This window comes from Ferruginibacter sp. (genome assembly GCF_031430955.1).
Classification (GTDB): domain Bacteria; phylum Bacteroidota; class Bacteroidia; order Chitinophagales; family Chitinophagaceae; genus Ferruginibacter.
Window position 1 is genome coordinate 1 of record NZ_JANPCM010000336.1, and the last position, 22,694, is coordinate 22,694.

Annotated in this window: 22 protein-coding genes; 11 read left to right on the forward strand and 11 right to left on the reverse strand. The window is 36.0% G+C overall.

What is annotated here, in order from left to right; genetic code table 11:
- On the reverse strand, window positions 1–147 hold a 147-nt coding region (locus ACY65O_RS09480; protein ID WP_462220635.1), incomplete at its 3' end, for a thiolase family protein.
- Between the two features lie 270 nt (window positions 148–417).
- On the opposite strand from ACY65O_RS09480, the gene ACY65O_RS09485 reads away from it, so the two are divergent.
- The 3 genes from ACY65O_RS09485 (at window position 418) to ACY65O_RS09495 (ending at window position 4,774) form a co-directional block, all read left to right on the forward strand.
- On the forward strand, window positions 418–3,153 hold the full coding sequence (locus ACY65O_RS09485; protein ID WP_462220614.1) for a valine--tRNA ligase: 2,736 nt from the start codon (window positions 418–420) through the stop codon (window positions 3,151–3,153).
- An 81-nt stretch (window positions 3,154–3,234) separates the two neighbouring features.
- Window positions 3,235–4,521, forward strand: coding sequence for a metal-dependent hydrolase family protein (locus ACY65O_RS09490; protein ID WP_462220615.1), 1,287 nt, complete (start codon window positions 3,235–3,237; stop codon window positions 4,519–4,521).
- A gap of 82 nt (window positions 4,522–4,603) precedes the next feature.
- Window positions 4,604–4,774 (forward strand): hypothetical protein, encoded by a 171-nt coding sequence (locus ACY65O_RS09495; protein ID WP_462220616.1) that lies wholly within the window; start codon window positions 4,604–4,606, stop codon window positions 4,772–4,774.
- A gap of 74 nt (window positions 4,775–4,848) precedes the next feature.
- Here the strand turns inward: ACY65O_RS09495 and ACY65O_RS09500 are convergent, their stop codons facing one another.
- Window positions 4,849–5,124, reverse strand: coding sequence for a DUF1456 family protein (locus tag ACY65O_RS09500; protein ID WP_462220617.1), 276 nt, complete (start codon window positions 5,122–5,124; stop codon window positions 4,849–4,851).
- A 242-nt stretch (window positions 5,125–5,366) separates the two neighbouring features.
- Here ACY65O_RS09500 and ACY65O_RS09505 point away from each other — a divergent pair, with 242 nt between their 5' ends.
- The 3 genes from ACY65O_RS09505 to ACY65O_RS09515 all read left to right on the forward strand — a co-directional run bounded on the left by ACY65O_RS09505 (window position 5,367) and on the right by ACY65O_RS09515 (window position 7,749).
- Window positions 5,367–6,002 (forward strand): hypothetical protein, encoded by a 636-nt coding sequence (locus tag ACY65O_RS09505; protein ID WP_462220618.1) that lies wholly within the window; start codon window positions 5,367–5,369, stop codon window positions 6,000–6,002.
- Between the two features lie 305 nt (window positions 6,003–6,307).
- On the forward strand, window positions 6,308–7,522 hold the full coding sequence (locus ACY65O_RS09510; RefSeq protein WP_462220619.1) for a geranylgeranyl reductase family protein: 1,215 nt from the start codon (window positions 6,308–6,310) through the stop codon (window positions 7,520–7,522).
- 2 nt (window positions 7,523–7,524) lie between these two features.
- Window positions 7,525–7,749 (forward strand): 4Fe-4S binding protein, encoded by a 225-nt coding sequence (locus ACY65O_RS09515; RefSeq protein ID WP_462220620.1) that lies wholly within the window; start codon window positions 7,525–7,527, stop codon window positions 7,747–7,749.
- A gap of 123 nt (window positions 7,750–7,872) precedes the next feature.
- On the opposite strand, the gene ACY65O_RS09520 is transcribed toward ACY65O_RS09515, so the two are convergent.
- The 3 genes from ACY65O_RS09520 to ACY65O_RS09530 form a co-directional block, all read right to left on the reverse strand.
- Window positions 7,873–9,312, reverse strand: coding sequence for a gliding motility-associated C-terminal domain-containing protein (locus tag ACY65O_RS09520; RefSeq protein ID WP_462220621.1), 1,440 nt, complete (start codon window positions 9,310–9,312; stop codon window positions 7,873–7,875).
- Between the two features lie 142 nt (window positions 9,313–9,454).
- Window positions 9,455–10,336: a DUF4382 domain-containing protein gene (locus ACY65O_RS09525; RefSeq protein WP_462220622.1), complete on the reverse strand. Its 882-nt coding sequence runs from the start codon at window positions 10,334–10,336 to the stop codon at window positions 9,455–9,457.
- A 244-nt stretch (window positions 10,337–10,580) separates the two neighbouring features.
- Entirely contained in the window at window positions 10,581–11,588 is a 1,008-nt protein-coding gene (locus ACY65O_RS09530; protein ID WP_462220623.1) for an acyl-ACP desaturase, read from the reverse strand.
- 280 nt (window positions 11,589–11,868) lie between these two features.
- On the opposite strand from ACY65O_RS09530, the gene ACY65O_RS09535 reads away from it, so the two are divergent.
- Complete coding sequence (locus ACY65O_RS09535; protein WP_462220624.1) at window positions 11,869–12,345, forward strand: N-acetyltransferase family protein; 477 nt, start codon at window positions 11,869–11,871, stop codon at window positions 12,343–12,345.
- Window positions 12,346–12,356: 11 nt separating this feature from the next.
- Window positions 12,357–12,842: a nuclear transport factor 2 family protein gene (locus ACY65O_RS09540; protein WP_462220625.1), complete on the forward strand. Its 486-nt coding sequence runs from the start codon at window positions 12,357–12,359 to the stop codon at window positions 12,840–12,842.
- 3 nt (window positions 12,843–12,845) lie between these two features.
- On the opposite strand, the gene ACY65O_RS09545 is transcribed toward ACY65O_RS09540, so the two are convergent.
- The 4 genes from ACY65O_RS09545 to thrS form a co-directional block, all read right to left on the reverse strand.
- Complete coding sequence (locus tag ACY65O_RS09545; RefSeq protein WP_462220626.1) at window positions 12,846–13,673, reverse strand: sterol desaturase family protein; 828 nt, start codon at window positions 13,671–13,673, stop codon at window positions 12,846–12,848.
- Window positions 13,674–13,746: 73 nt separating this feature from the next.
- On the reverse strand, window positions 13,747–14,487 hold the full coding sequence (rluF, locus tag ACY65O_RS09550; RefSeq protein WP_462220627.1) for a 23S rRNA pseudouridine(2604) synthase RluF: 741 nt from the start codon (window positions 14,485–14,487) through the stop codon (window positions 13,747–13,749).
- 148 nt (window positions 14,488–14,635) lie between these two features.
- On the reverse strand, window positions 14,636–15,295 hold the full coding sequence (gene infC / locus ACY65O_RS09555; protein ID WP_462220628.1) for a translation initiation factor IF-3: 660 nt from the start codon (window positions 15,293–15,295) through the stop codon (window positions 14,636–14,638).
- A gap of 63 nt (window positions 15,296–15,358) precedes the next feature.
- Window positions 15,359–17,290 (reverse strand): threonine--tRNA ligase, encoded by a 1,932-nt coding sequence (thrS, locus tag ACY65O_RS09560; protein WP_462220629.1) that lies wholly within the window; start codon window positions 17,288–17,290, stop codon window positions 15,359–15,361.
- A 135-nt stretch (window positions 17,291–17,425) separates the two neighbouring features.
- On the opposite strand from thrS, the gene ACY65O_RS09565 reads away from it, so the two are divergent.
- Both ACY65O_RS09565 and ACY65O_RS09570 read left to right on the forward strand, forming a co-directional pair.
- Complete coding sequence (locus tag ACY65O_RS09565) at window positions 17,426–18,493, forward strand: hypothetical protein (protein WP_462220630.1); 1,068 nt, start codon at window positions 17,426–17,428, stop codon at window positions 18,491–18,493.
- A 43-nt stretch (window positions 18,494–18,536) separates the two neighbouring features.
- A complete protein-coding gene (locus ACY65O_RS09570; RefSeq protein ID WP_462220631.1) occupies window positions 18,537–18,989 on the forward strand; it encodes a hypothetical protein in 453 nt (150 codons plus the stop codon).
- A 71-nt stretch (window positions 18,990–19,060) separates the two neighbouring features.
- On the opposite strand, the gene ACY65O_RS09575 is transcribed toward ACY65O_RS09570, so the two are convergent.
- Complete coding sequence (locus tag ACY65O_RS09575) at window positions 19,061–21,418, reverse strand: TonB-dependent receptor (protein WP_462220632.1); 2,358 nt, start codon at window positions 21,416–21,418, stop codon at window positions 19,061–19,063.
- 50 nt (window positions 21,419–21,468) lie between these two features.
- Complete coding sequence (locus ACY65O_RS09580) at window positions 21,469–22,080, reverse strand: DUF3347 domain-containing protein (protein WP_462220633.1); 612 nt, start codon at window positions 22,078–22,080, stop codon at window positions 21,469–21,471.
- A gap of 112 nt (window positions 22,081–22,192) precedes the next feature.
- Here ACY65O_RS09580 and ACY65O_RS09585 point away from each other — a divergent pair.
- The coding region (locus tag ACY65O_RS09585; protein ID WP_462220634.1) for an ATP-binding cassette domain-containing protein at window positions 22,193–22,694 on the forward strand (502 nt) is incomplete at its 3' end.

Below are 22,694 nucleotides of genomic sequence, written 5' to 3' on the forward strand. Positions count from 1 at the left end.
GTTTACCCATTCGGCTTTTACGCCTGCTTTTTCAATAGCGCCTTTAATGGCAACAGCACCCAGTTTTGTAGCGCTAAAATCTTTTAATGCTCCGCCAAAACTTCCAAGTGGGGTACGCACTGCGGATATAATATAAACTTCTTTCATAAAAAAATCGTTTAAGAAGCAAAGGTAATAAGACGGAAGTTCACAATAATATTTTTTAACAATGTAAAAAGAAACAACAATATTTAATTCGTTGTTTTAATTGAAGGGTTTTATTTGAACATTGGGACTTAAGCATTACCTATAAAACATTGATATCTGCTGTAATTAACTTGCAATAATAATAGGTTTGCCAACAGCTTCGTCCCTCCCATGCTTTTTTGTACATTTGCAACCCGGTAAATATTGAATGTAGAAAAAGAAAAATAAAAAATGGAACTCAGTAAAAATTTTGAACCAACTGCTATAGAAGCCAAATGGTACCAGCATTGTATAGATAAAGGTTATTTTAACAGCACACCCGATGGAAGGGAAGCTTATACTGTTGTAATTCCCCCGCCCAATGTAACAGGGGTATTACACATGGGGCATTGCCTAAATAATACCATACAGGATATTTTAATAAGACGTGCCCGGATGGAAGGCAAAAATGCCTGCTGGGTACCCGGCACCGACCATGCCTCTATTGCTACAGAAGCAAAAGTGGTGCAGATGTTAAGAGAAAGAGGCATCACTAAATCATCTTTAACAAGAGAAGAATTTTTAAGTTATGCCTGGGAATGGAAAGAAAAGTATGGCGGCATTATTTTACAGCAGTTAAAAAAATTAGGCTGCAGTTTAGACTGGAACAGAACATCCTTTACAATGGATGAAGATTATTACAAAGCGGTAATAAAAGTTTTTATTGATCTGTATGGTAAAGGATTAATTTATCGTGGTAAGAGAATGGTAAACTGGGATCCGGTAAGCCAAACCGCATTGAGTGATGAAGAAGTAATTTTTAAAGATGTAGATTCAAAATTATACTTCGTAAAATATCTTTTGGTTGATGGAAGCGGCAGTATAACGGTTGCTACCACCCGGCCCGAAACTATTTTAGGTGATGTAGCTATTTGTGTAAATCCAACGGATGAACGATATAGTAAACTTATTGGTAAAGAAGTTATTGTTCCCCTCATCAACAGAAAAATACCTGTAATTGCAGATGACTATGTTACTGCAGATTTTGGTACCGGGGCATTAAAAATTACACCGGCGCATGATAAGAATGATAATATACTTGGCCTAAAGCATAACTTAAAAGCCATTGATACTTTAGATGCCGCAGGAAAATTTACCTCAGCAGAGTTAATGGACGACAATCCATCTGCACTGGTTTTAAGTTATACTGGTGTTGATCGTTTTGCATTGCGTAAAAAAATTACAGAAGATATTACTGCATTAAATCAAATTGAAAAAATAGAGGATTATAAGGGACAGGTTGGAACGAGTGAAAGAACAGGTGCTGTTATCGAAAGCAGGCTTTCTATGCAATGGTTTATTGATATGCAGAAATTTATGCAGAGAAACCCGGAGGCATTGAAATCGGTGATGAATGATACTATACAATTTCATCCTGCAAAATTAAAAAATACGTACAGCCATTGGCTGGGCAATATAAAAGACTGGTGTATCAGCCGACAACTTTGGTGGGGGCAGCAAATACCAGCCTGGTATGATGCGGAAGGAAGGTTTGTAGTTGCTGCAACAAAAGAAGAAGCATTTGAAAAATTTAAGGGTGAATGGTCAATGGTGAATGGTGAATCAAAAGATACAGCTATTCAACATTCACCATTCACCATTGACGACATAAAGCAGGACGAAGATGTATTAGACACCTGGTTCAGCAGTTGGTTGTGGCCAATGGAAGTTTTTAAAGGCATCAGCAATCCCGGCAATAAAGAAATTAATTATTATTATCCCACAACCACATTGGTTACTGGCCAGGATATTATTTTCTTTTGGGTATCAAGAATGATAATGGCGGGTTATGAATACAAAAAAGAATTGCCTTTTAAAGACGTTTATTTTACCGGTATGGTAAGGGATAAACAAGGCAGAAAAATGAGCAAGCAGTTAGGAAACTCCCCTGATTTGCTTGGTCTCATTGATCAGTATGGCGCCGATGCTACACGTTTTGGAATTATGATTGCTTCGCCTGCAGGAAATGATTTGTTGTTTGATGAATCATCATTAGAGCAGGGCAGAAATTTTAATAACAAATTATGGAATGCGTTGAAGTTAGTGAAGATGTGGGAAGGAAGACAAGCGTTGAGCTTTGAGCTGGGAGCTGGGAGTAAAGAATCCACCGAAGGCTCGCAGCTCAAAGCTCCTAGCTTTGCTCTTCTCTGGTTCGAAAGCAGATTGAACGAAGTAAAATCAGAAGTGGATGGACTGATGAAACAATTTAGGTTGAGCGAAGCATTAAAAACTATTTACAGTTTAATATGGGATGACTTTTGCAGTTGGTATTTAGAATGGGTTAAGCCGGGTTTTGAACAACCGATTGAAGCAGCTGTTTATAAAAAAACAATTGAATTTTTTACTGCACTAATGCAATTACTTCATCCTTATATGCCATTCGTTACAGAAGAAATTTATCATTTGCTGCAAGATAGAGATGATGATTTATGTATAAGGCAATTGGATGCATTTAAAAATACTGATAAACAAATTTTAATTCAGGGAAATTTATTAAAGGAGGTTATCACAGGTATTCGTGATGTAAGAAATAAAAATCAAATTAAACCTAAAGAACAAATTCAATTACACATACAAGCGGTAAATGCAGCAACGTATCAAACCATAGAAAATATTTTAGCTAAACAGTTAAATGCTAAATCTGTTTTGTATGTAAATGATAAAATTGAGAATGCCGTTTCAGTTGTAATTGGCAATGATAAATTTTATGTTGAATCGGAGCAACCTTTAAATACTGGCAGCCAAAAAGACGATCTAATAAAAGACCTCGACCATCAAAAAGGCTTTCTCCTTTCTGTAGAAAAAAAATTAAGCAACGAAAAATTTGTGGCTAATGCAAAACCCGAAGTTTTAGCCTTGGAACAAAAAAAGAAAGCCGATGCCTTATCACGGATAAAAGCAATTGAAGAAAGTTTAGCAGGATTATAGGCTGCATTTTTAAATTGTTTTAATGCCGTACAGCAATAATATTGCAACTTTTCTGTACATTCATCTTTCAACTTTTTCTTTATGAAGAAAACAACACTGCTGGTTTTAATGGCCTTTTGTATTTCAAATCTTTTAGGTCAAAAAACAATTATCTGGTGCGGCACGCTGATAGATGGCGTAAGCAATGACGCAAAAAGCAACATGACTATCGTGGTGGAGAAAAATAAAATAACCGCTGTGGTAAATGGTTTTTCGGTGGCTGCAACAGGCGATAAAACTATCGACCTTAAAACAAAAACTGTAATGCCCGGCTGGATTGATTGCCATGTACACACAGAAAGCGAAACAAAAAAAGGAAACGTTGCTGATAAATTTATTTACAACACTGCAGATGTTGCTTTTGAATCGTTGCAATATGTAAACATTACTTTAATGACTGGCTTTACAACGGTAAGAGATTTAGGTGGCAGCGGTATTAATATTTCGTTACGTAATGCCATTAATAAAGGATTGGTAATTGGGCCAAGAATACTTACTGCCGGAAAATCAATTGCTACCACCGGCGGCCATGCCGACCCAACCAATGGCTACCGAAAAGATTTAATGGGCGACCCCGGGCCAAAAGAAGGTGTAATTAATGGCGTAGAAGATGCTTACCATGCAGTAAGGCAGCGGTACAAAGATGGCTCCGATTTAATAAAGATAACGGCTACGGGTGGTGTATTAAGCCAGGCAAAAGATGGTGCCAATGCACAATTTACCGAGGAAGAAATAAAAGCAATTGTAACAGCAGCAAAAGATTATAATTTTAAAGTTGCCGCACATGCACACGGAGCCGAGGGAATAAAAAGGGCCATCCGTGGCGGCGTAAATTCTATTGAACATGGAACTTTTATGGATGATGAGGGCATTGCATTAATGAAACAATATGGTACCTGGCTTGTACCTACAATTACAGCAGGTAAATCAACTGCAGACAGTGCAAAAATTCCCGGCTATTTTTCTGAAATTGTTACTCCCAAAGCATTGGCAACAGGGCCACAAATACAAAACACTTTTGCTAAAGCATATAAGGCTGGTGTTAAAATTGCATTTGGTACAGATGCAGGGGTATTTAAACACGGTTTAAACTGGCTGGAATTTGGTTACATGATTGAAGGCGGTATGCCACCAATGGAAGCGATTAAAGCAGCTACCATTAATGCTGCAGATCTATTAGGAATGAAAACACAATTGGGCAGTATTGAAATAAATAAACTGGCAGATATTATTGCAGTTGATGGCGATCCTTTAAAAGATGCGAAAGTATTTGGCAAAGTAGTTTTTGTAATGAAGGACGGCACAGTGTTTAAAAATGGTAAAGGGTAGCACAACTTTACAATACAGCCCTGTTTAATTGGTAACATTCGCCCTCTCTAAATTAGTTTACCTTTATATAAACTTTATATGTATGAACTGGACTATAATTATTATTGCAGCAATTATACTTATTGCTCTAATTGTTTTTTTGGTAACAAAAAACCAGAAGGATGAAAAGGAATTTGAAAACCAGCAGAACAACGATTACCATAAATCAAAAGACGAAGAAGGCGATATTGACAGCGAAGCCAGCACAAAATAAATCCTTTGACGTAAGATATTTTGTTTTATTAAAACCTCAAAAATAAAAACTTGCAGGGATTCAAATACTTACATTTACGTTTTCGCCTCATCTGCTGCTCCCCCATCCTTAATATTTGTTTTGGCTTCAGGCAATTTGCCACGTTTGTAAATAATAAGTCCGTTTAAAAAATTACGCAGTATCTGGTCGCCGGCCTCTTCGTAACCGGGATGATCGGAGTTTCTAAAAAGATCGCCTAACGCACCTTTTGTAATTTCAAAATCAACCAGTGCTAAAATTTCAATAATATCATCATTGCGCAATGCAAGGGCTACCCTTAATTTTTTTAAAATATCGTTGTTGCTTAACATGTCATTTCTTTTTTAATTAATTGATTTGCTAAATATAGAACAATTGAACTTCTCCACCTTTTACCGGTGCTAAAAATAAAAATAGCAGGATAATGAATTTTATTTTTCATTTTAAATTCTTCTTTCAAGATAACCATTTTATAAACCAATATAACCGCTGGCTAATTATTTACTGCACTGTTCCCTATAATTTAAGAACTATGCAGTGAACTTTATTCTTTAACTGTTTAAACTTTTCAATTATGCCAAAAGTAAAATTTGCATTAACAAAAATGCGTTGCCTGGAAGAAACAAACGAACCAAGTGCATCTGAAGAACCTTATGTGCTTGTTTTTGCATCGCAATTAAAAAAAGTAGCAGGGCTTGTAACAATTCCTGCGGCATCTACCATTATGTACGGCCCATGGCAAAATGTGGATAAAGGCGAACTGGTATCCACTGCCATAAACATTGCCGGCCCATTAGGTAAATTACTCAATCATCCCTCTAAAAACTTTTGGGGATTAGATGGTAAACCACACGACCTTAACTCACCTGACGAAGCCATTTTTATTGCAGCCTTAATGGAAAATGATGATGCACAGGCTGGCGGCATACGTGCCGGTATGCATGCACAATTATTTGCAGCGATAACTTCTTATGCCAATGCCGGTATGAGCCGTGCAAGTATGGTATCTAAATTAAAAAAAGATGCCAAAGATATTTTAACCGGTGTAACAGTTACGGGCATCCCAAGCAGTGATGATTTAATTGGCGTGGCGGAAATACCATATTCTGCCGCCGATTTACAGGCTGTAAACACCAAGACAATAGTAAAAAATATTGAGCTTGCCGGGGATGGCGGTAAATACAGGTTGCGTTTTGAGATGAGCAGGTAAACACAACTGTAAATGGTATTGCCGGCCTTTGTGCCGGCTTTTTTTATTTACTAATGCCTCTCTGAATAAATTGCATTTAAAAACAGTATTTACCTGTAAATATAATTTTATAAAGGGTAATAAATTCTACACCCGTAAATGGCCTTATAATTGATACTAATTCATTAAACACCCAAACGTAAGTATTTGAACAATGGTTACCTTTATACAAATAAAGTGATTGCCTTAAACAAATACTTGTTTTTAAAACAGCAATAAAAATCTGCTTTCGGATTATTACGTAAGTAGTAAATATTATACAAAAATTGTACGAACCAGTAAATATGCCTAACAGTTCTTCATCTGATACAATGCCCGAATTTGATATTGTAGTTATAGGCTCCGGACCCGGCGGTGCCACAACAGCACGTTTTGCCGCAGCAAATGGTTTACGTGTTTTATTGGTAGATAAAAAACAGGAACTGGGTGCTCCCATTCAATGCTCAGGTGCTGTCAGCTATAATGCTTTAGAACAAACCGGTGTATCTCCCTCTGCTGAATTTATTTTAGAAGATATTTATGGCTTTGCCATTTATAATACTAAAGGCGAAAAAAAAGTAGTGGATTACAGAGCAATAAAACCAGATGAATACGGCAGCAATAAAGGTAACAAACCGTTGGGGTATGTAGTGGACAGGCGGCGCTTTGACCGCTACCTTGCAACACAGGCAGAACGTGCCGGTGTAACAATATGGTTAAAAACTGAAGCCATTGGTTATCGTGTATTAGATGACGGCAGTTGCGAAGTTGATCTTAATAAATTTAATGAGGCCATTACGGTTAAAGTAAAAGTAGTGGTTGGTGCTGATGGGGTGCAATCGCAGGTGGGAAAATGGGCAGGAATAAAAACCCATATTAAATTGAGTGAGCTCGCCAGTTGTTTACAATTTGTAGTTGATGGTGTGGAAACTGAAGGTTTGCTGGAAATAATTACTGGTCACCAATGGGCACCTGGCGGCTATGCATGGGTTTTTCCAAAAGGCCATGGTTATGCAGAGATTGGATTGGGTGTTACCAGAACAATGTGTACCGGTAATGCACAGGCATACTTGGATCATTTTATAAAAAATTCTTTTTTTAAAGAGCGGTTTAAAAATTGCAGGATATTAGAAATACAGGGCGGCGGTGTGCCATTGGCAGCACCGCTAAAAACGCAATATGCCGATAATTTAATTTTAGTGGGTGATGCTGCAAGGCATGTAAACTCCATAACCGGTGGAGGAATACATACTGCATTAAACAGCGGGAAAATTGCAGGAGAATTTTTAGCAGCATTAATACTAAGCGGTAAACCAACAGATAAAAATAATTTGAAAGGTTACCATGATAACTGGTTAAAATCAGGCGGCAACAGTATGTGGAAATTATACAGGGTGAAGAAAAAAATTTTTGATACCCCAGATATTTTGGAAAGAGACGAACAATTATATAAAACAATGTCGAATTATTTTAGCCCGGATTCGGAATACAAAAAAATTTAATTATGGGTACAAAAGAAGCGGTGGTTTTTGAAATTGGTTGGAATGCCTGTATAAAATGCGGCGCCTGTGTGGCAGTTTGTCCGCAGCCGGCAGGTTTTATCAGCAATTTTGATACGATTGCTGTAAACACCCCTTGCGATATTGCCTGTATGTTTTGCGAAGCAGTTTGCCCCGTAAATACTATCACTCATCAACTTGTATCAGTTTTTAATTCAACTAAAAAATAAATTATCCTGTCGCCAAGTTTTAATAAAAGAAAAAGCTATTGTAAAATTAATAAGAGAAGCAGTTACTGTAGATGATCAATACAACAACAAAACCAGAAATAATATTTTTACATAAAAACATATTTACCTTATAAGAATAAAAGTGCCTTTAACAGCCTTCTGCCCTTGTTTATATTGAATGGTATAAACATAAGTTCCTGTTGCCTGGGCAACTCCGTTTAAATTTCCATCCCAATCAACAGTTGCTCCTTCGGTATGATACACAACCTGTCCAAAGCGGTTGTAAACATTTACTGTTGCGCCAAACAGAGGATCAAGAAAAGGTATTCGCCATCTGTCGTTTTTTCCATCGTTGTTGGGTGTAAATGCAGTAGGCACAAAAATGCCTTTTACCACTTTTATTGCTGCAGCATCCCTGTTGCTGCAACCAAACGGACTTATTGCGTAAAGTGTATACATAATATCATTAACAGGTGATGCTGCCGGGGTTTCTATTTTGAAATCATTTAAATAATCCGGCGGATCCCAGTAATAAACCGGATTCTCCCCTGTTACTTTTCCATCAATAACAATTGTATTGCCTGCAATCATTATTCTGTCGGGGCCTGCATTTACAAATGGTTTTGCATGTACATTTATGGCAACATCATTTGATGCAATACGGCATGCAACAACATTTACAACACTTTTCTCAATTACTGTAAGCCGGTACCAATAAAATCCTGCGGCAGTTGAATTACGCTGATAAGTTATTGTATTTGCACCTGCAATATCTTTCCAAACTTTACCCGAATCTGTACTTACCTGCCATTGGTACACCGGCGAAACATAACCGGATGATATTGTTGCATTAAATGTGTAAGTGTTTGTATTGCCTTCACAAATATCCACCGTATCGCTATTGCCTTGTATGGATGAAGTAATTATTGCAGGGCCGCATGGACGAAAAGTAATATCATCCAGTGCAATATCGTTTCCAATACCGCCGGGTGCATTATTGGTCATGCGTAAAACAATAACAGGATTATTAACAGGCGTGGTAAAAAAGAAACCATATTGTTTCCATACAGCAGAAAAAGATTCAGGAATATCGCCTGTTGAAAACTGCTGCAGCACTGTGCCGCCAGGTGTTTCTATACTAAAAGTTATATTGGGTTTAATGCCGCTACGTGCAAGCACATTCATCAGCCATGCAGCAAATTCATAAGTTGTATTGGGGCACAGGTCGGTTACAGTGGTTACTAAAAAATCGCCTGGCAAAAATGATGCATTAACCAATAAAAATGCACCATTGCCGGTATGATCGTTATTTACTGTTATCCATGAATTTCCAAAACATCCAGAGGTACGGTTTGTAATAGTATAAAAACCATCATTGGGGCAGGAAGAACTGGTGTAGGTATAAGCGTTGGTGGGTACATAACCTGTATTGCCGCCACTGCCATTACCAAAAGTAATATTTACAACAGCATCGCCTAAACTTCCATTACATATTTGGGCCTTTGCAGTAATTGTAAAGATTAGTACAAAAGCAAAAAATAGTAATCGTAAAAAAACAAGCATCCGTACTGATTTAAATATCAATTGCTAAATTATTTCTTTTTTCTTAAACCATGAATTTACCTTTTGTAAGTCATTCGTCGAGATTTTATAAATAAAAAACTGCCTCATTTTGTTGAGGCAGTTTTTTAAAATAGTTTTGTTATTACTGTGTCAGCTTAATTGTTCCTAAATCAGTCTCTTTATTTCTTCTTACAGAAATATTTGTAATGGTAGTATCTCTGTAGCCATTAATACCATCGATAAACAAACTGTAGGTTCCATCTTTTAATCCTCTTATTTTAAATTCACCTTCATCTTCGGGCCTTGCAAAAGCTGTGTCGGTTGCATTAAATGCTTTAATCATTCCAAATGAATGCACGGGCCTTACTTTACCTTCAATTTCTCCGCTGCTGTGTTTACCAAATGGTTTTAAAACAGGTTTAAGCCAATAAGTGCCATTGATAAGCCTGATTGAGCGTGACAGATCAAAATCTAAATACAAATTGAAATTATTTGATGATAAAGAATCCAGATGTTCTTTTTTAATATTTACAAATACGAAATTCTGATTGTTTACTAGTTTTAACGGATGTGTAATACTATCTACCTGTACACTGTTATTAGTGCCTAAAGTAAATTTAATTCTTTCAATTTTTCCGTTAAGTATAAAACCGCTTGCTAGCAAAGTATCTAAACCATTTCTAAGTTTAAGTAAATCATATACACCCGGTCTTATGTTTAAAGTATCCCATATTTCGCAGTTACTGTTGCGTCTGTCATTATCGTCATCGCAGCCGGGGTGTTCATGGTCATCATCATGATTACGGCGGCAGGTATCCAGTTTAACTTCTATGCGCTGAATATCTATCAGTACTTTTTGAAAATCAAGTGGCCCATCGGTAAGATAAACTGAAAGCTTTGAATTACCGGGAGGGATAGCAGCATTGCTATCGGCAGAAGTTTCTTTTTGGCAGGCGTAAAAAAATAAACTGATTGTAAGCAAAAAAATACCTGCGATCAGGGAAGTCCTTGAAGTTGATTTCATAAGTTTTCTTTTTAAAGTTTTTAATGAATAATAAAACGAATCGGGTAGAATTTATGTATGGTGCAGGGATTTATTTTATTTGAATCAGACAAAAAAAATGCCAATATTTTAAAATGTGCAAAACAACTGCGGTTAGGTGCAATAGTAATTATATTCCATTAGGAAAGTAATTAAATTGGAGCAAAAAAATAAGCCACAGGCGTGGCTTATTAAATATATATATAAGAAGTTAAAGAGTTGTTATTTAAAAAGCCAGTTTTTTATTATTTAACCAGGAGAGGCTAATATCCTCTGGCACTTTCATTCTTTCTGCAATCTTTTTGTACCTGGTAGCAAGGTTACATAAATAATCCTGTGCTTTTGCTGCACCATCTTTTAGCCCGGTTAATGTTTCAATTTTCCAAAGCGAAACAAGGTGTTCTATAATACTTGCATAATCCCAGGTGGTGTACACGCCTATTTTTTGTGTAATTGCAGAAAAGTCAGTAAACAGATTTGAATTTTTTGCTCCGTCGGCCATTAAAATAGCGGGCATTGCAATTTGTTTACGCATCATTTGTTCAAAAGCTTTCAACCCACCATTGGGGTCTATTTCAAATATTTTTGACATAAATGATTTGTAAGCTTTTTCATGCCTTGCTTCATCACCTGCGATGGTTTTGCAAATTCTGGATAATGTACTGTCGCCGGCTTTATCGGCTAATTTACCCGTATTTACATGCGATATTTTTGTAGCTCTTTCCTGGAAAGAAGTATACACCATCGCCTGGTACGGATCGTTATTGGTGTTGGCGTTAAAGCCATTATAAATTAAACGGTGAATGGTTTGTTCAACCGCTTTCATATCGCACCTGCCGGATAAATAGAGATATTTATTAAGCAGATCGCCGTGCCTGTTTTCCTCTGCCGTCCATGCCCTGCTCCATCTTACCCAGCCATTGGTACTGGTTAAATCTTTTTCTTCGTTTACAATAAGATTAAAATAAGTTTGATAACTGGGTAATGCTTCTTCTGTAATCATGTTGCCTACAAGAGAGGTAATAACACTGTCGGGGATACATGCAGTACGTTCTCTTAACTTTTTTACTTCTTCAAAAACACCATTTTGTGTAAAATCAGGTAAAAAATCAGTTGGTTGCCAGCAATCATCTGGATCTAACAGCGAGGTCTCAACAGTTTCGGCTACAAAACCCTGTAACATTCCTATCACTTCCATGTTCTTTGCTACTTCATTATTATCTTCTAAATGCATTATAATTTATTAAACTATTTTAAATATTCTGATTTGTAAAGGTAAGTGATGTTAACAAGTTTTTAGCCTGTATTAATTATCTTACAACATCTGTGCCTGTCATAAAAAAATTTATACTTATAAATGCAGTTTATTTGTAATGCCTTTTTATAATTGATAAATGTTTTGCAATTTAAGGTTGATATAGTAAGCATTATGCCAAAATTGGTGATCGGTTATTACATTGGTTTTAAGTAAAAAAATATTTTAAATTTGATAGTCTTTTAAATTAGATAAAATAATGAATCAAATATTTATTAGAAAAGCAGTATTGACGGATCTAGAGAGGCTTCTGGAGTTTGAGCAGGGTGTAATTGCTGCGGAAAGACCTTACGACCCCACTTTAAGAAAAGAAAAAATTAATTATTATAATATTGAAAAAATGATAAATGCTGCAGATGTTGAAATTGTTGTTGCAGAACTGGATGAAGTAATTATTGGAAGCGGCTATGCCCGTATTGAAAATGCAAAACCATATTTGCAGCATCAGCAACATGCATACCTGGGCTTTATGTATGTAGATCCCAATCATAGAGGTAAAGGCGTAAACAAAAAAATTATAGATGCCCTTGTGGAATGGTGCACTTTGCAAAACATAACAGAATTAAGGCTGGATGTTTATCAAATGAATGAAGCCGCAATAAATGCTTATGAAAAAGTGGGTTTTGCAAAACACATGATTGCAATGCGTATGGGATTAAACAATAAAAAAGTATAAAATTTATAGTTATGAAACAAAATAAATTTACTGTAAGATATTTGCTTATTTTTTCAATTGCATTTTTATCCAGCAATTGTATAATTGCACAGGAAAAAAAAGTAGCAGTAACACCGCAGGAGTTATACAATGAAATTGCCCTGCAGGACAGTATAATATTTCATTATTTTAATACTCAAAATTTTAAATCTTTCAAAGCGATGTTTACCAAAGATCTTGAATGGTTTCAGGATAATGATGGATTAATATCGTATGAAAAAGTATTTGAGAATTTTAAAAGCACTTTTAATAAACCTTTTAAATTAACAAGGCAATTGGTAAGTGGCAGCCTGGAAGTACATCCCATTAAAAACTATGGCGCAATAGAAATTGGCGTACATCAATTTAAACATGTAGAAAATGGTAAAGAAGAAACAGGCACTTTTAAATTTGTAATGATATGGCAGAAAATAGATGGGCTGTGGAAAATATCAAGGGTTATCAGTTACGATCACTAATATTTATTCTTCCAGTTTGATAAAAGGTTTTTTCATAAGGCTGGCGAGATCTTCATCTTTATCGTTGCTGTAATATTTATCTAAGCCGTACCGAAGTTTAGATCTGTCCAATTCCAAATAGGTTCTGAATAAACGATCCCAGATTGAAAATACTGCCCCGTAATTGCTGTCGGTATAAGGTTGTTTCCAATGGTGGTGCACTTTATGCATATTGGGAGAAACGAGTACATAACTCATTCCTTTATCTAACCATATTGGTAAAGAAATATTGGCATGAGTAAATGCAACAAATATGGTGAGTATGGTCTGGTAGATCATTACAGCATAAATAGGTGCGCCGCAAATAATAATAGCAATTAAAAAAAATAATCCTCTCCATACACTTTCCAATGGATGATGGCGCAAGCCCGAAGTAACATCAACATTATTATCGGAGTGGTGAATAATGTGCATACGCCAGAATAAGGGTACTTTATGTTCAATCATGTGGCTCATCCATCCACCAAATAAATCTAATGCCAGTGCCGAAATAATTATTGTACCAATAACAGAAGCGTTAAACCAGTACACTAATCCAAATTGGTTTATTGCAGCCCAATCAGATAACTTAACAATTAAAAAACCAAACCCTGTGTGAATGATAAGATGAATTACAGTGAAAGTAAGATTAACAGATGCATGTTTCCATTTTGTTTTCTTGTATTTTAATGCAAGCAACGGTATGGCACCTTCAATAATCCAGAGTATGAGCATGGAGCCAATAATAAAAGCCATCCGTTCAACCGGCCTCTGCTCCAGTGTAGAAAAGTAAGCAATGATTTTATCGAACATTGTAAAATTATTATTGAAAAGTTACGATTTTATAAAGCAAGTAATAAAGTTCTCCAAAAATTTATGATAAATTTTATTCGTCCATCCCTTCATTACCGTCAGCAGTTTTACTGCTGTTTGCAACCATGCCGTTTATAACTGTAATTTCATCTGGTGTAAAATAACGCCATTTACCAGACTGTAAACCCGCAATAGTTATATTCATTATTCTTATTCGTTTTAATGACACTACATTATAACCAAGCACTTCACACATCCGGCGTATTTGCCTGTTTAAGCCCTGCGTTAATATTATTTTAAACCTGCTGTCGCCTTCCTGTTTTACAAAACACTTTTGTGTTACTGTACCGCCAAGGCGTACACCGTTTCGCATTTTGTTTATAAAATCTATATTGATGGGTTTATCAACTGCAACAATATATTCTTTTTCGTGTTTGTTGCCGGCACGTAAAATTTTATTTACAATATCTCCGTCGTTGGTTAAAAAAATTAAGCCTTCACTTCTTTTATCTAATCTGCCGATAGGAAAAATGCGGCTTTTAAAATTTATAAAATCAATAATATTGGTTTTATCTTTTAAATCGGTAGTACAGGTAATACCTTTGGGTTTGTTGAGTAAAATATAAACCGCAACATTTTTCTTTTTTTTGATGGGCTCGCCATCAACCAATACCACATCCTTTTCTCCTACCCTGTTTCCTTTTGTTGCTTCTATTCCATTAATGGTTACACGGCATTGCTCAATATATTTATCAGCTTCCCTGCGGCTGCAAAAACCTGTTTCACTAATGTATTTATTTAAGCTGATATCCACTCTTCGAATTTATGATTTTAGATTTGCGGTTTTAGATTTATAAAAAGCACTTGTATTTTCAAACTTTTTATTTAAAAAAAGGGAAGCAGATGCTTCCCGTATTAAACTATTTTATCAGCATAAGAATTAAATATTATCCTTTACTTTTTTAACTGGCATTTTCGGCAGCGGGTGTTTCAGTTACCGGTGCAGGTTTTTCTTCTTTATGTAATTTACCCAGCTCCGATCCTGATTTTTTCTTTTGCGCCGCTCTTGGTGCAAACATTACCAGCATTCTTTTTCCTTCCATTTTCGGTAAGCCTTCTAAAGCGCCTACATCTTTTAAACTATCCGCAAATTTTAATAATAATAATTCGCCACGCTCTTTAAACATAATGGCACGCCCTTTAAACTGTACGTGTGCTTTTACTTTATCGCCATCCTGCAAAAACTTTTCGGCATGCTTTACTTTAAACTCAAAATCATGATCATCTGTGTTGGGGGTAAAACGTATTTCTTTTACCTCACTGGTTTTGCTTTTTGCTTTTTGTTCTTTCTTCTTCTTTTTCTCTTCGTACAAAAATTTATTGTAATCAATAATTTTACATACAGGCGGATTGGCTCCGGGAGAAATTTCTACTAAATCAAGTTCCTGTTCTTTTGCAATTTTTGCAGCTTCGGCAGTTGCATAAATGCCCGGTTCAATATTTTCGCCAACCAACCGTACTTCGGGTACTTTTATCATGTGGTTGGTACGATGCTCCTGCTGCTGTTCTTTTTTAAAACGGGGATTAAACGCTCCCCGGGGCGGCCGTGGTGGAAATGCCATTTACAATTTTTAATTTACAATGTTGTTTATTATTCTTACGTAAGATAAAAATTTTATTTTATTTTACATTGAACGCTCTTTTATTTCTTTCGAAATTTCTCTAATAAATTCATTAATGTCTTTTGCACCTAAATCTCCTATGCCCTGCCTTCTTATTGATGCTTTGCCTTCATTCATTTCTTTTTCTCCAATCACCAGCATATAAGGCACTCTTGCCAATTCGGTATCCCTTATCTTTTTTCCTACCTTCTCGTTTCTGTCATCAATTTCAACACGAATATCAGCATTTTTCAGCTTTTGCAAAATTGTATTTGCATAATCCATAAACTTATCGCTTATCGGCAATATTTTTACCTGCAGCGGTGCCAGCCATGTGGGAAATTTTCCGGCAAAATGTTCCAGCAAAAATCCTATAAATCTTTCATGGGTTCCCAAAGGAGCCCGGTGAATAATTAATGGTACTTCCGGATGGTTATCTTTATTAGTAAAACTTAATTTAAAGCTGCGGCCCTGTGCAAAATCTACCTGGTTGGTAGCCAAAGTAAATTCTTTACCAATAGCACTCCAGATTTGTACATCAATTTTAGGACCGTAAAATGCTGCTTCGTCCTGTACTTCTACAAAAGGTGTATTGGTTTCTATTAAAACCTTGCGTACCATATCCTCAGTTTCTTTCCACAGCGCTGGTTCATTTACATATTTTTGTCCAAGTTTTTCGGGGCTGTGCAGGCTAAGGCGCATTACATATTTATCTACACCAAATATTTTAAAATACTTGATGTACATTTCGTTTACTGCCATAAACTCCTGTGCAAATTGTTCTTTACTGCAATAAATATGTGCATCGTTCATGTGCAGGCAACGCACCCTCATAAGGCCAAATAATTCGCCACTTTGTTCGTAACGGTAACAGGTTCCATATTCTGCAATACGATAAGGCAGGTCTTTGTAACTCTTTTGCTCTGCATCAAATATTTTATGATGATGAGGGCAGTTCATTGGTTTTAAATAATATTTTTCGCCATCCATTTCCATCGGCGGAAACATACTATCGGCATAATAAGGTAAATGCCCGCTGGTAATATACATGCTCTCTTTTGCAATATTAGGTGTTACCACTCTTTTGTAACCAGCAGCTTTTTCTGTTTCCTTTGCCAGTTTTTCCAGTTCTTCAATAATAATAGTGCCGTTGGGCATCCATAAGGGTAAGCCCGGACCTACATTATCTTCAAAAGTAAAAATACCTAGCTCTTTACCTAATTTACGATGGTCTCTTTTCTTTGCTTCTTCCAGCATTGCCAAATATTCATCTAATTCTTTTTGGTTAGGGAATGTTATACCATAAATACGTGTAAGCTGTTTATTTTTTTCATCACCTTTCCAGTATGCACCTGCAATGCTGGTTAATTTTATGGCTTTTATAAATCCTGTATTGGGTATGTGCGGACCACGGCACAAATCGGTAAATTGACCCTGTGTGTAAAATGTAATACCGCCATCGGTAAGGCCATTTAATAAATCTAATTTGTATTCATCTCCCTTAGCTTCAAAATATTTTATGGCATCTGCTTTAGAAATTTCTTTTCTTGCAAAACCATTATTTTGCCTGGCCAGCTCATTCATCTTTTTTTCCAGCAAAGCCAAATCTTCTTCGGCAATTTTTTTATCCCCTAAATCCATATCATAATAAAAACCTTTTTCAATTGCAGGGCCTACCCAAAATTTTACACCGGGAAACATAGTTTCCACCGCCTCTGCCATAAGGTGTGCAGAAGAATGCCAGAAAGTTGATTTTGCTTCGGTATCATCCCAGGTTAATAATTTTAAGGATGCATCACTATTTATAGGCCTTGTGGCATCCCAAACTTCGCCATTAATATTTGCTGCTAATACTTTTCTTGCCAATCCTTCGCTTATAGATTTGGCCACATCCAGGGCTGATGCACCTTCTTCATATTCCTTTACTGCCCCATCGGGTAATGTAATCTTTATCATATCTTTATAATGCTGCCTTAACTTACGGCAGGGTGCAAATTTAACGAACTATTAGCTATGGAAAAATTAATCTAAAATATCTTTGTAAATAATGAGATGTTCTAAAATTTATCAAGAATAAAAAGATAAGTGAAAATGAAAAAAAATTTACTACTAATACTTTCCCTTTTTTTTACAACACTAATTTTTGCACAGGAATTCAAAGGCCAGTGGAAAGGCCAGTTTACAGATAACAGCACTACTTTTTTAGGTTGGGGCGGCGAACGTTGTGATTATGTGCTGGAGCTGGAAACAAATGGTAATGAAGTTACCGGTTACTCTTACACTTATTTTAATGACGGGGGAAAAAGATACTATACCATCTGCAGATTAAAAGGCAAACTAAATAAAAAAAGTGGTTATGTGGAAGTAACGGAAACCGAAAGAACAAAAACAAATGTGCCTGTGCACATAAGAAACTGTTTTCAGGTTCATAAGCTAACTTATTTTAAACAGGATGATGTGCAAATGCTTGAGGGCAGTTGGGTGCCGGCACCTAACCAGGAAGGCGATTGCGGATATGGAACAACTGTTTTATCACGCAGGGTACTTAAAAAAAATACCCCGCTTTTTAATAACACTACTGCCCGTAATGATAAGCAACAAAAAAAGCAAGATCCTAAATTAAATAATATTTTTAAAGACAAAAATAAAGTTACCCCTCCACCAGTTGTAAAAAAGGACAGCCCCAAGCCTGCAGTTGTGCCGCCGGTTTTAAAAACCCCTGTAAATCCTGAAACTAAAATATTACCACCGCCGGTTGTAAAAACTAATCCTGAAATTAAGCCGAGGGCAGATATTAATTTTGAAAAACGCAATAACAATCTTATTAAAACTATTGAAATAGAAAACGAAACTTTTAAAGTTGACCTGTACGATAACGGTGATATTGACGGTGATACTATTTCGCTTTTATTTAATGGGAAATTAATCCTTTCTCATAAAAGGCTTAGCGATAAAGCCATTACCCTTACTTTAAATACAGATGATAAAAAAGATGTAAATGAGTTGGTGATGTATGCCGAAAATTTAGGATCTATACCTCCAAATACAGCCTTAATGGTAGTTACTGACGGTTCCAGCCGGTACGAAGTACGGATAGCAAGTGATCTTGAAAAGAGTGGTGTTATACGTTTTATCCATAAACCAAAAAATACACAATAATCAGGCAATATTGGCGTTATTATCAAAACCAATATTTTACCTGATGAAAAACTTTTATACAGCTTCTGTACTTTTTATTGGTATAGTTGTAGTGAGCTGCTTCACTCCTTCATGTGCAAAACCAGATACCAGTCAGGATAAACCCAAGGAACAACAGGTTGTTGGCGAATGGTGGATTGAAAGGGTACAACTGAGATTATATTACAACAATGTTTTTTCTAAAGATACTATTATCGACCGCACCCCCAAGCCAAAGAATTTTGTTCAGTTTGATGCCAACTTAAATTTTCAATATTGCTATAACAGCAGTACAATAAATACCGGGACTTATAAGTTTTCCGGCACCGATTCTTTAATTGCAACTACCCCCTCAAAAACATATGGATGGAAAATGCTTACACTTACTTCAGAAATATTTACTGTTGTAAATACTTCAACTAACGATCCGGCATTTCCCGGAGCTAAAGTGGAAACTTATCAAACATTTGCAAGATAATTTAAAATAGTTCTTAATCCGAACTCTCACAGTAAACTGCATCCCTATTTTGGGATGCTTTTTTTTTATGCTTAGAATTTAAAATTCCAGGTAATTGCAGGAATGATGGGGAACAATGAAACCTGTTTAGCCTGTATGGTTAAAGTACCATTTAAAGCACTGCCGTTTTGATCGAAATAAACAAAGTATGGATTTTGACGGCTGTAAGTATTATAAATGCTGAACACCCATTCGCTCTTCCATTTTCTTTTTTCGTTTTTCTTTGGGGTAAGTATAGCAGATAAATCTAAGCGGTGATAAGCAGGCAATCGGTATTCATTAATGCGGCTGTACTCCTGCGTTAGTATGCCGTTTACTATGTAAAAACGCTGCGGCAAAGTTGTTGCATTGCCGCTGCCATAAACAAAAGTGGCCGAGAGTTTCCATTTTTTATTTAATTCATAAATACCCACAACACTTAAATCATTCCTTCTGTCGTACTTGGCAGGATATTTTTCGCCGAAGTTTAACGCAGCAAATTTTCTCCAGGTCCAGCTTAAAGTATAACCCACCCAGCCGGTTAGCTTACCTCTTGCTTTATTAATAAAAAATTCAGTACCGTAACTCCATCCTTTTCCAAAAGCAAAAGAATTTTCAGTGTCATCTAACGAGTTAGGCGTGTAACCTTCCTGGTATTCAATTTGGTTTTGCATTTGTTTGTAATACACTTCTACAGAAGTTTCATACGTATTATCCTTAAAATTTTTAAACAACCCAGCGGCGTATAAAAAACTTATTTGTGGTTTTACTTTATAAGTACTGGGCACCCAAATATCGGTAGGTAAAGTAGTACCGGCGTTGCTTACCAAATGAATGTATTGCAGGTTCCTGGTTACCGATGCTTTTAAAGAAGTTTCATCATTTAAAGCATAGCGTAAAGTTAATCTCGGTTCTAATCCCCCGTAAGTTTGTACAGCTTCTCCCCTTTTAAAAACTGTACTGTCGGTCCTGTTTCCATTGGCATCTGTTGTATAAATTTTATATGCACCAATTTGTTGAAACCAGCTGTAACGCAAACCGGCATTTATTTTTATTTTATCACTTATCTCCCAATCATCCTGTAAGTAAACAGCCGCTTCGTTTGCAAATTTTGTTTGTGCATTGTTGGGATTAAAAACCACCGAGTCCTGTTTGCCACTAACTACAGAAGGTGTAAATTTGTGGTAAGTAAAAATGCCGCCAAATTTTATTTTATGCCCTGTAAAAGGATACAAATCAAAATCCTGTTTTATACTAACGTCTCTTATACCTGATGCTAATTGTATTTCAAAATTATTTTGTGCTGCTTTAAATGTAAAATTATAATCATTGTAAACTGCAGTAGTATTACCAAATAATTTTTTATTAAACACATGGTTCCAGCGTAAAGTACCGGTTGCATTTCCCCAGGGGATATTAACTTTTAAACTTTGTTTTCCGTTTGCAAAATCAAAAACATCACGGCCAAAATAGCCACTTAAATACAGCCTGTCTTTTTCGGAGAATTTATAATTTACTTTAGCATTTAAATCATAAAAATAATAACCTGATCCGTAAAACTGGCTGCCGGGTTTAATAAATGGTTTTGTCAATGCATCTATATAAGTTCTTCTTGCAGAAACAATAAATGATGCCTTATCTTTTTTGATCGGCCCCTGTATTGATAATCTTGAAGCGATTAAACCAATGCCACCTTCTACCTGGTATTTTTGGTTGTTGCCTTCCTTCATCGAAATATCTAAAACGCTCGATAGCCTACCTCCATATTGCGCCGGCATCCCTCCTTTAATTAAGGTTACATTTTTTATTGCATCAGAATTAAAGATGGAGAAGAAGCCAAACAGGTGGCCTGTGTTATACACGGGTGCATCATCCAGTAAAATTAAATTTTGATCGGGGCCGCCACCACGTACATACAAACCTGCACTGCCCTCGCCTGCATTGCGAATACCCGGTAATAATTGAATTGTTTTTAAAAGATCTACTTCGCCTAAAAATGCAGGGATTGATTTTATTTGCTCAATAGGTAAAGTAAATTTTCCCATCTGGGCATTTTTTACATTCGCATCTCTTTTTTTTGATGTAACAATCACTTCCTGCGACAGGGAAATTTTTGGGAGCAGATTAAAATTCAATTGCTTATTACCATCCAACTTTATTTGCAAAATTTTTGGCTGGTAACCAATGTAAGAGTTTATAAAAATATACTCCCCTTCTTCTAAAGTGATAGAATAAAAACCGTACTGGTTACTGCTGATACCTTTTGTTTTTCCCTGTACAGCTATGGATGCACCAATAAGTGTTTCTCCATTTAAAGAATCTTTTATAAAACCACTAATTGTAAACCTGTTTTGTGCTTTTACAAAAAAAGGAACCATTATTAACAGTAAGAGAAACAATTTAATTTTCATAGTCCCTTTATATAAGCTGATCTTATGCTGCGGTTATGAATTAAGAATGCTTATTGTGTTTTAATGGTATCTTTTACAGAGCCGCAATGTAGCATAGTACCTTTAAACTCCGGATGATTTTTTCCCAAATAAGGGTTTACAATTTCTTTTGTATTGCTTATCCAGTTAGCCCCTTTATCTTCTCCAAATGCCATTGGGCAATTTTGGAAATATAAATTGGGCCCTTCGTAATTAATTAATTTAAAAAACGGATATAATGCTTCGGAAACCCAGCTAAAGTCGTGTCGCATTTCTGTAATATCTGTTTGCATAATTATAGATGAAGCATTTGCTTTTAAATCGCCAATTTTTGCAAGTGCATCTTCATAAATAGCAGCAGTATCTTTTTTAAGTTCGTCTAATTTTATGCTATCCACCAATCCAATAAATTTTTTACCAGCTTCTTTAATTTTAACAGTATCTGCATCTACAAAAGCATTTTTCATTTCAAAATAGGCGTTCATTGTTTCACTTATGCTTTTATTAAATTCTTCAGAATGTTTTTTAAGCGCTAAAGGTTGTTGTTTTGGTCCGCTATTTCCCCCTCCTTTATTTTTAAATACAAACCAGTAAATACAAAATGCTGCTATTGCCAGAATTACTATTGCCAGAATTTTTTTCATTATATATTTTTTGGGCAAATTTACGATATAACAGTAATTACTTTAAAAAGTTTGCTGATTAACTTACTTTTGCAGCCTGAAAAAAGGGAATTCATCCCTTTCAGAATTACTTATGCTGTTAGGATTACAAAATGTAACGTTTGAATTTGGTGCCAGAACAATTGTGGAAGATGCTACATGGCATATTCAGCCAAACGAACGTATTGGTTTAATTGGTTACAACGGAACGGGCAAATCTACTTTATTAAAAGTGCTTACCGGCCAATACAGCCCTGCAAAGGGAACTGTAGAAAAAGGCAGGGAAACCACCATTGGTTTTTTGCACCAGGATTTACTGGGTTTTGATACCGAAGATTCTATTTTAGAAGTGGCCATGGGTGCTTTTGAAAGAGTAAAACAATTAGAAAAAGAGTTGGAGCAATTAGGGCACGAGCTTGAAAAAACCGGTAACGAAGATCTGGCGCATAAGTATGCTGACTTATTACATGAAATGGAAGTGCTTGATGGTTACAGCATTCATCATAAAACTGAAGAAATTTTGCAAGGCTTGGGTTTTGCCAATGCAGATTTAGGAAAGCAGTATAAAAATTTTAGTGGTGGCTGGCGTATGAGGG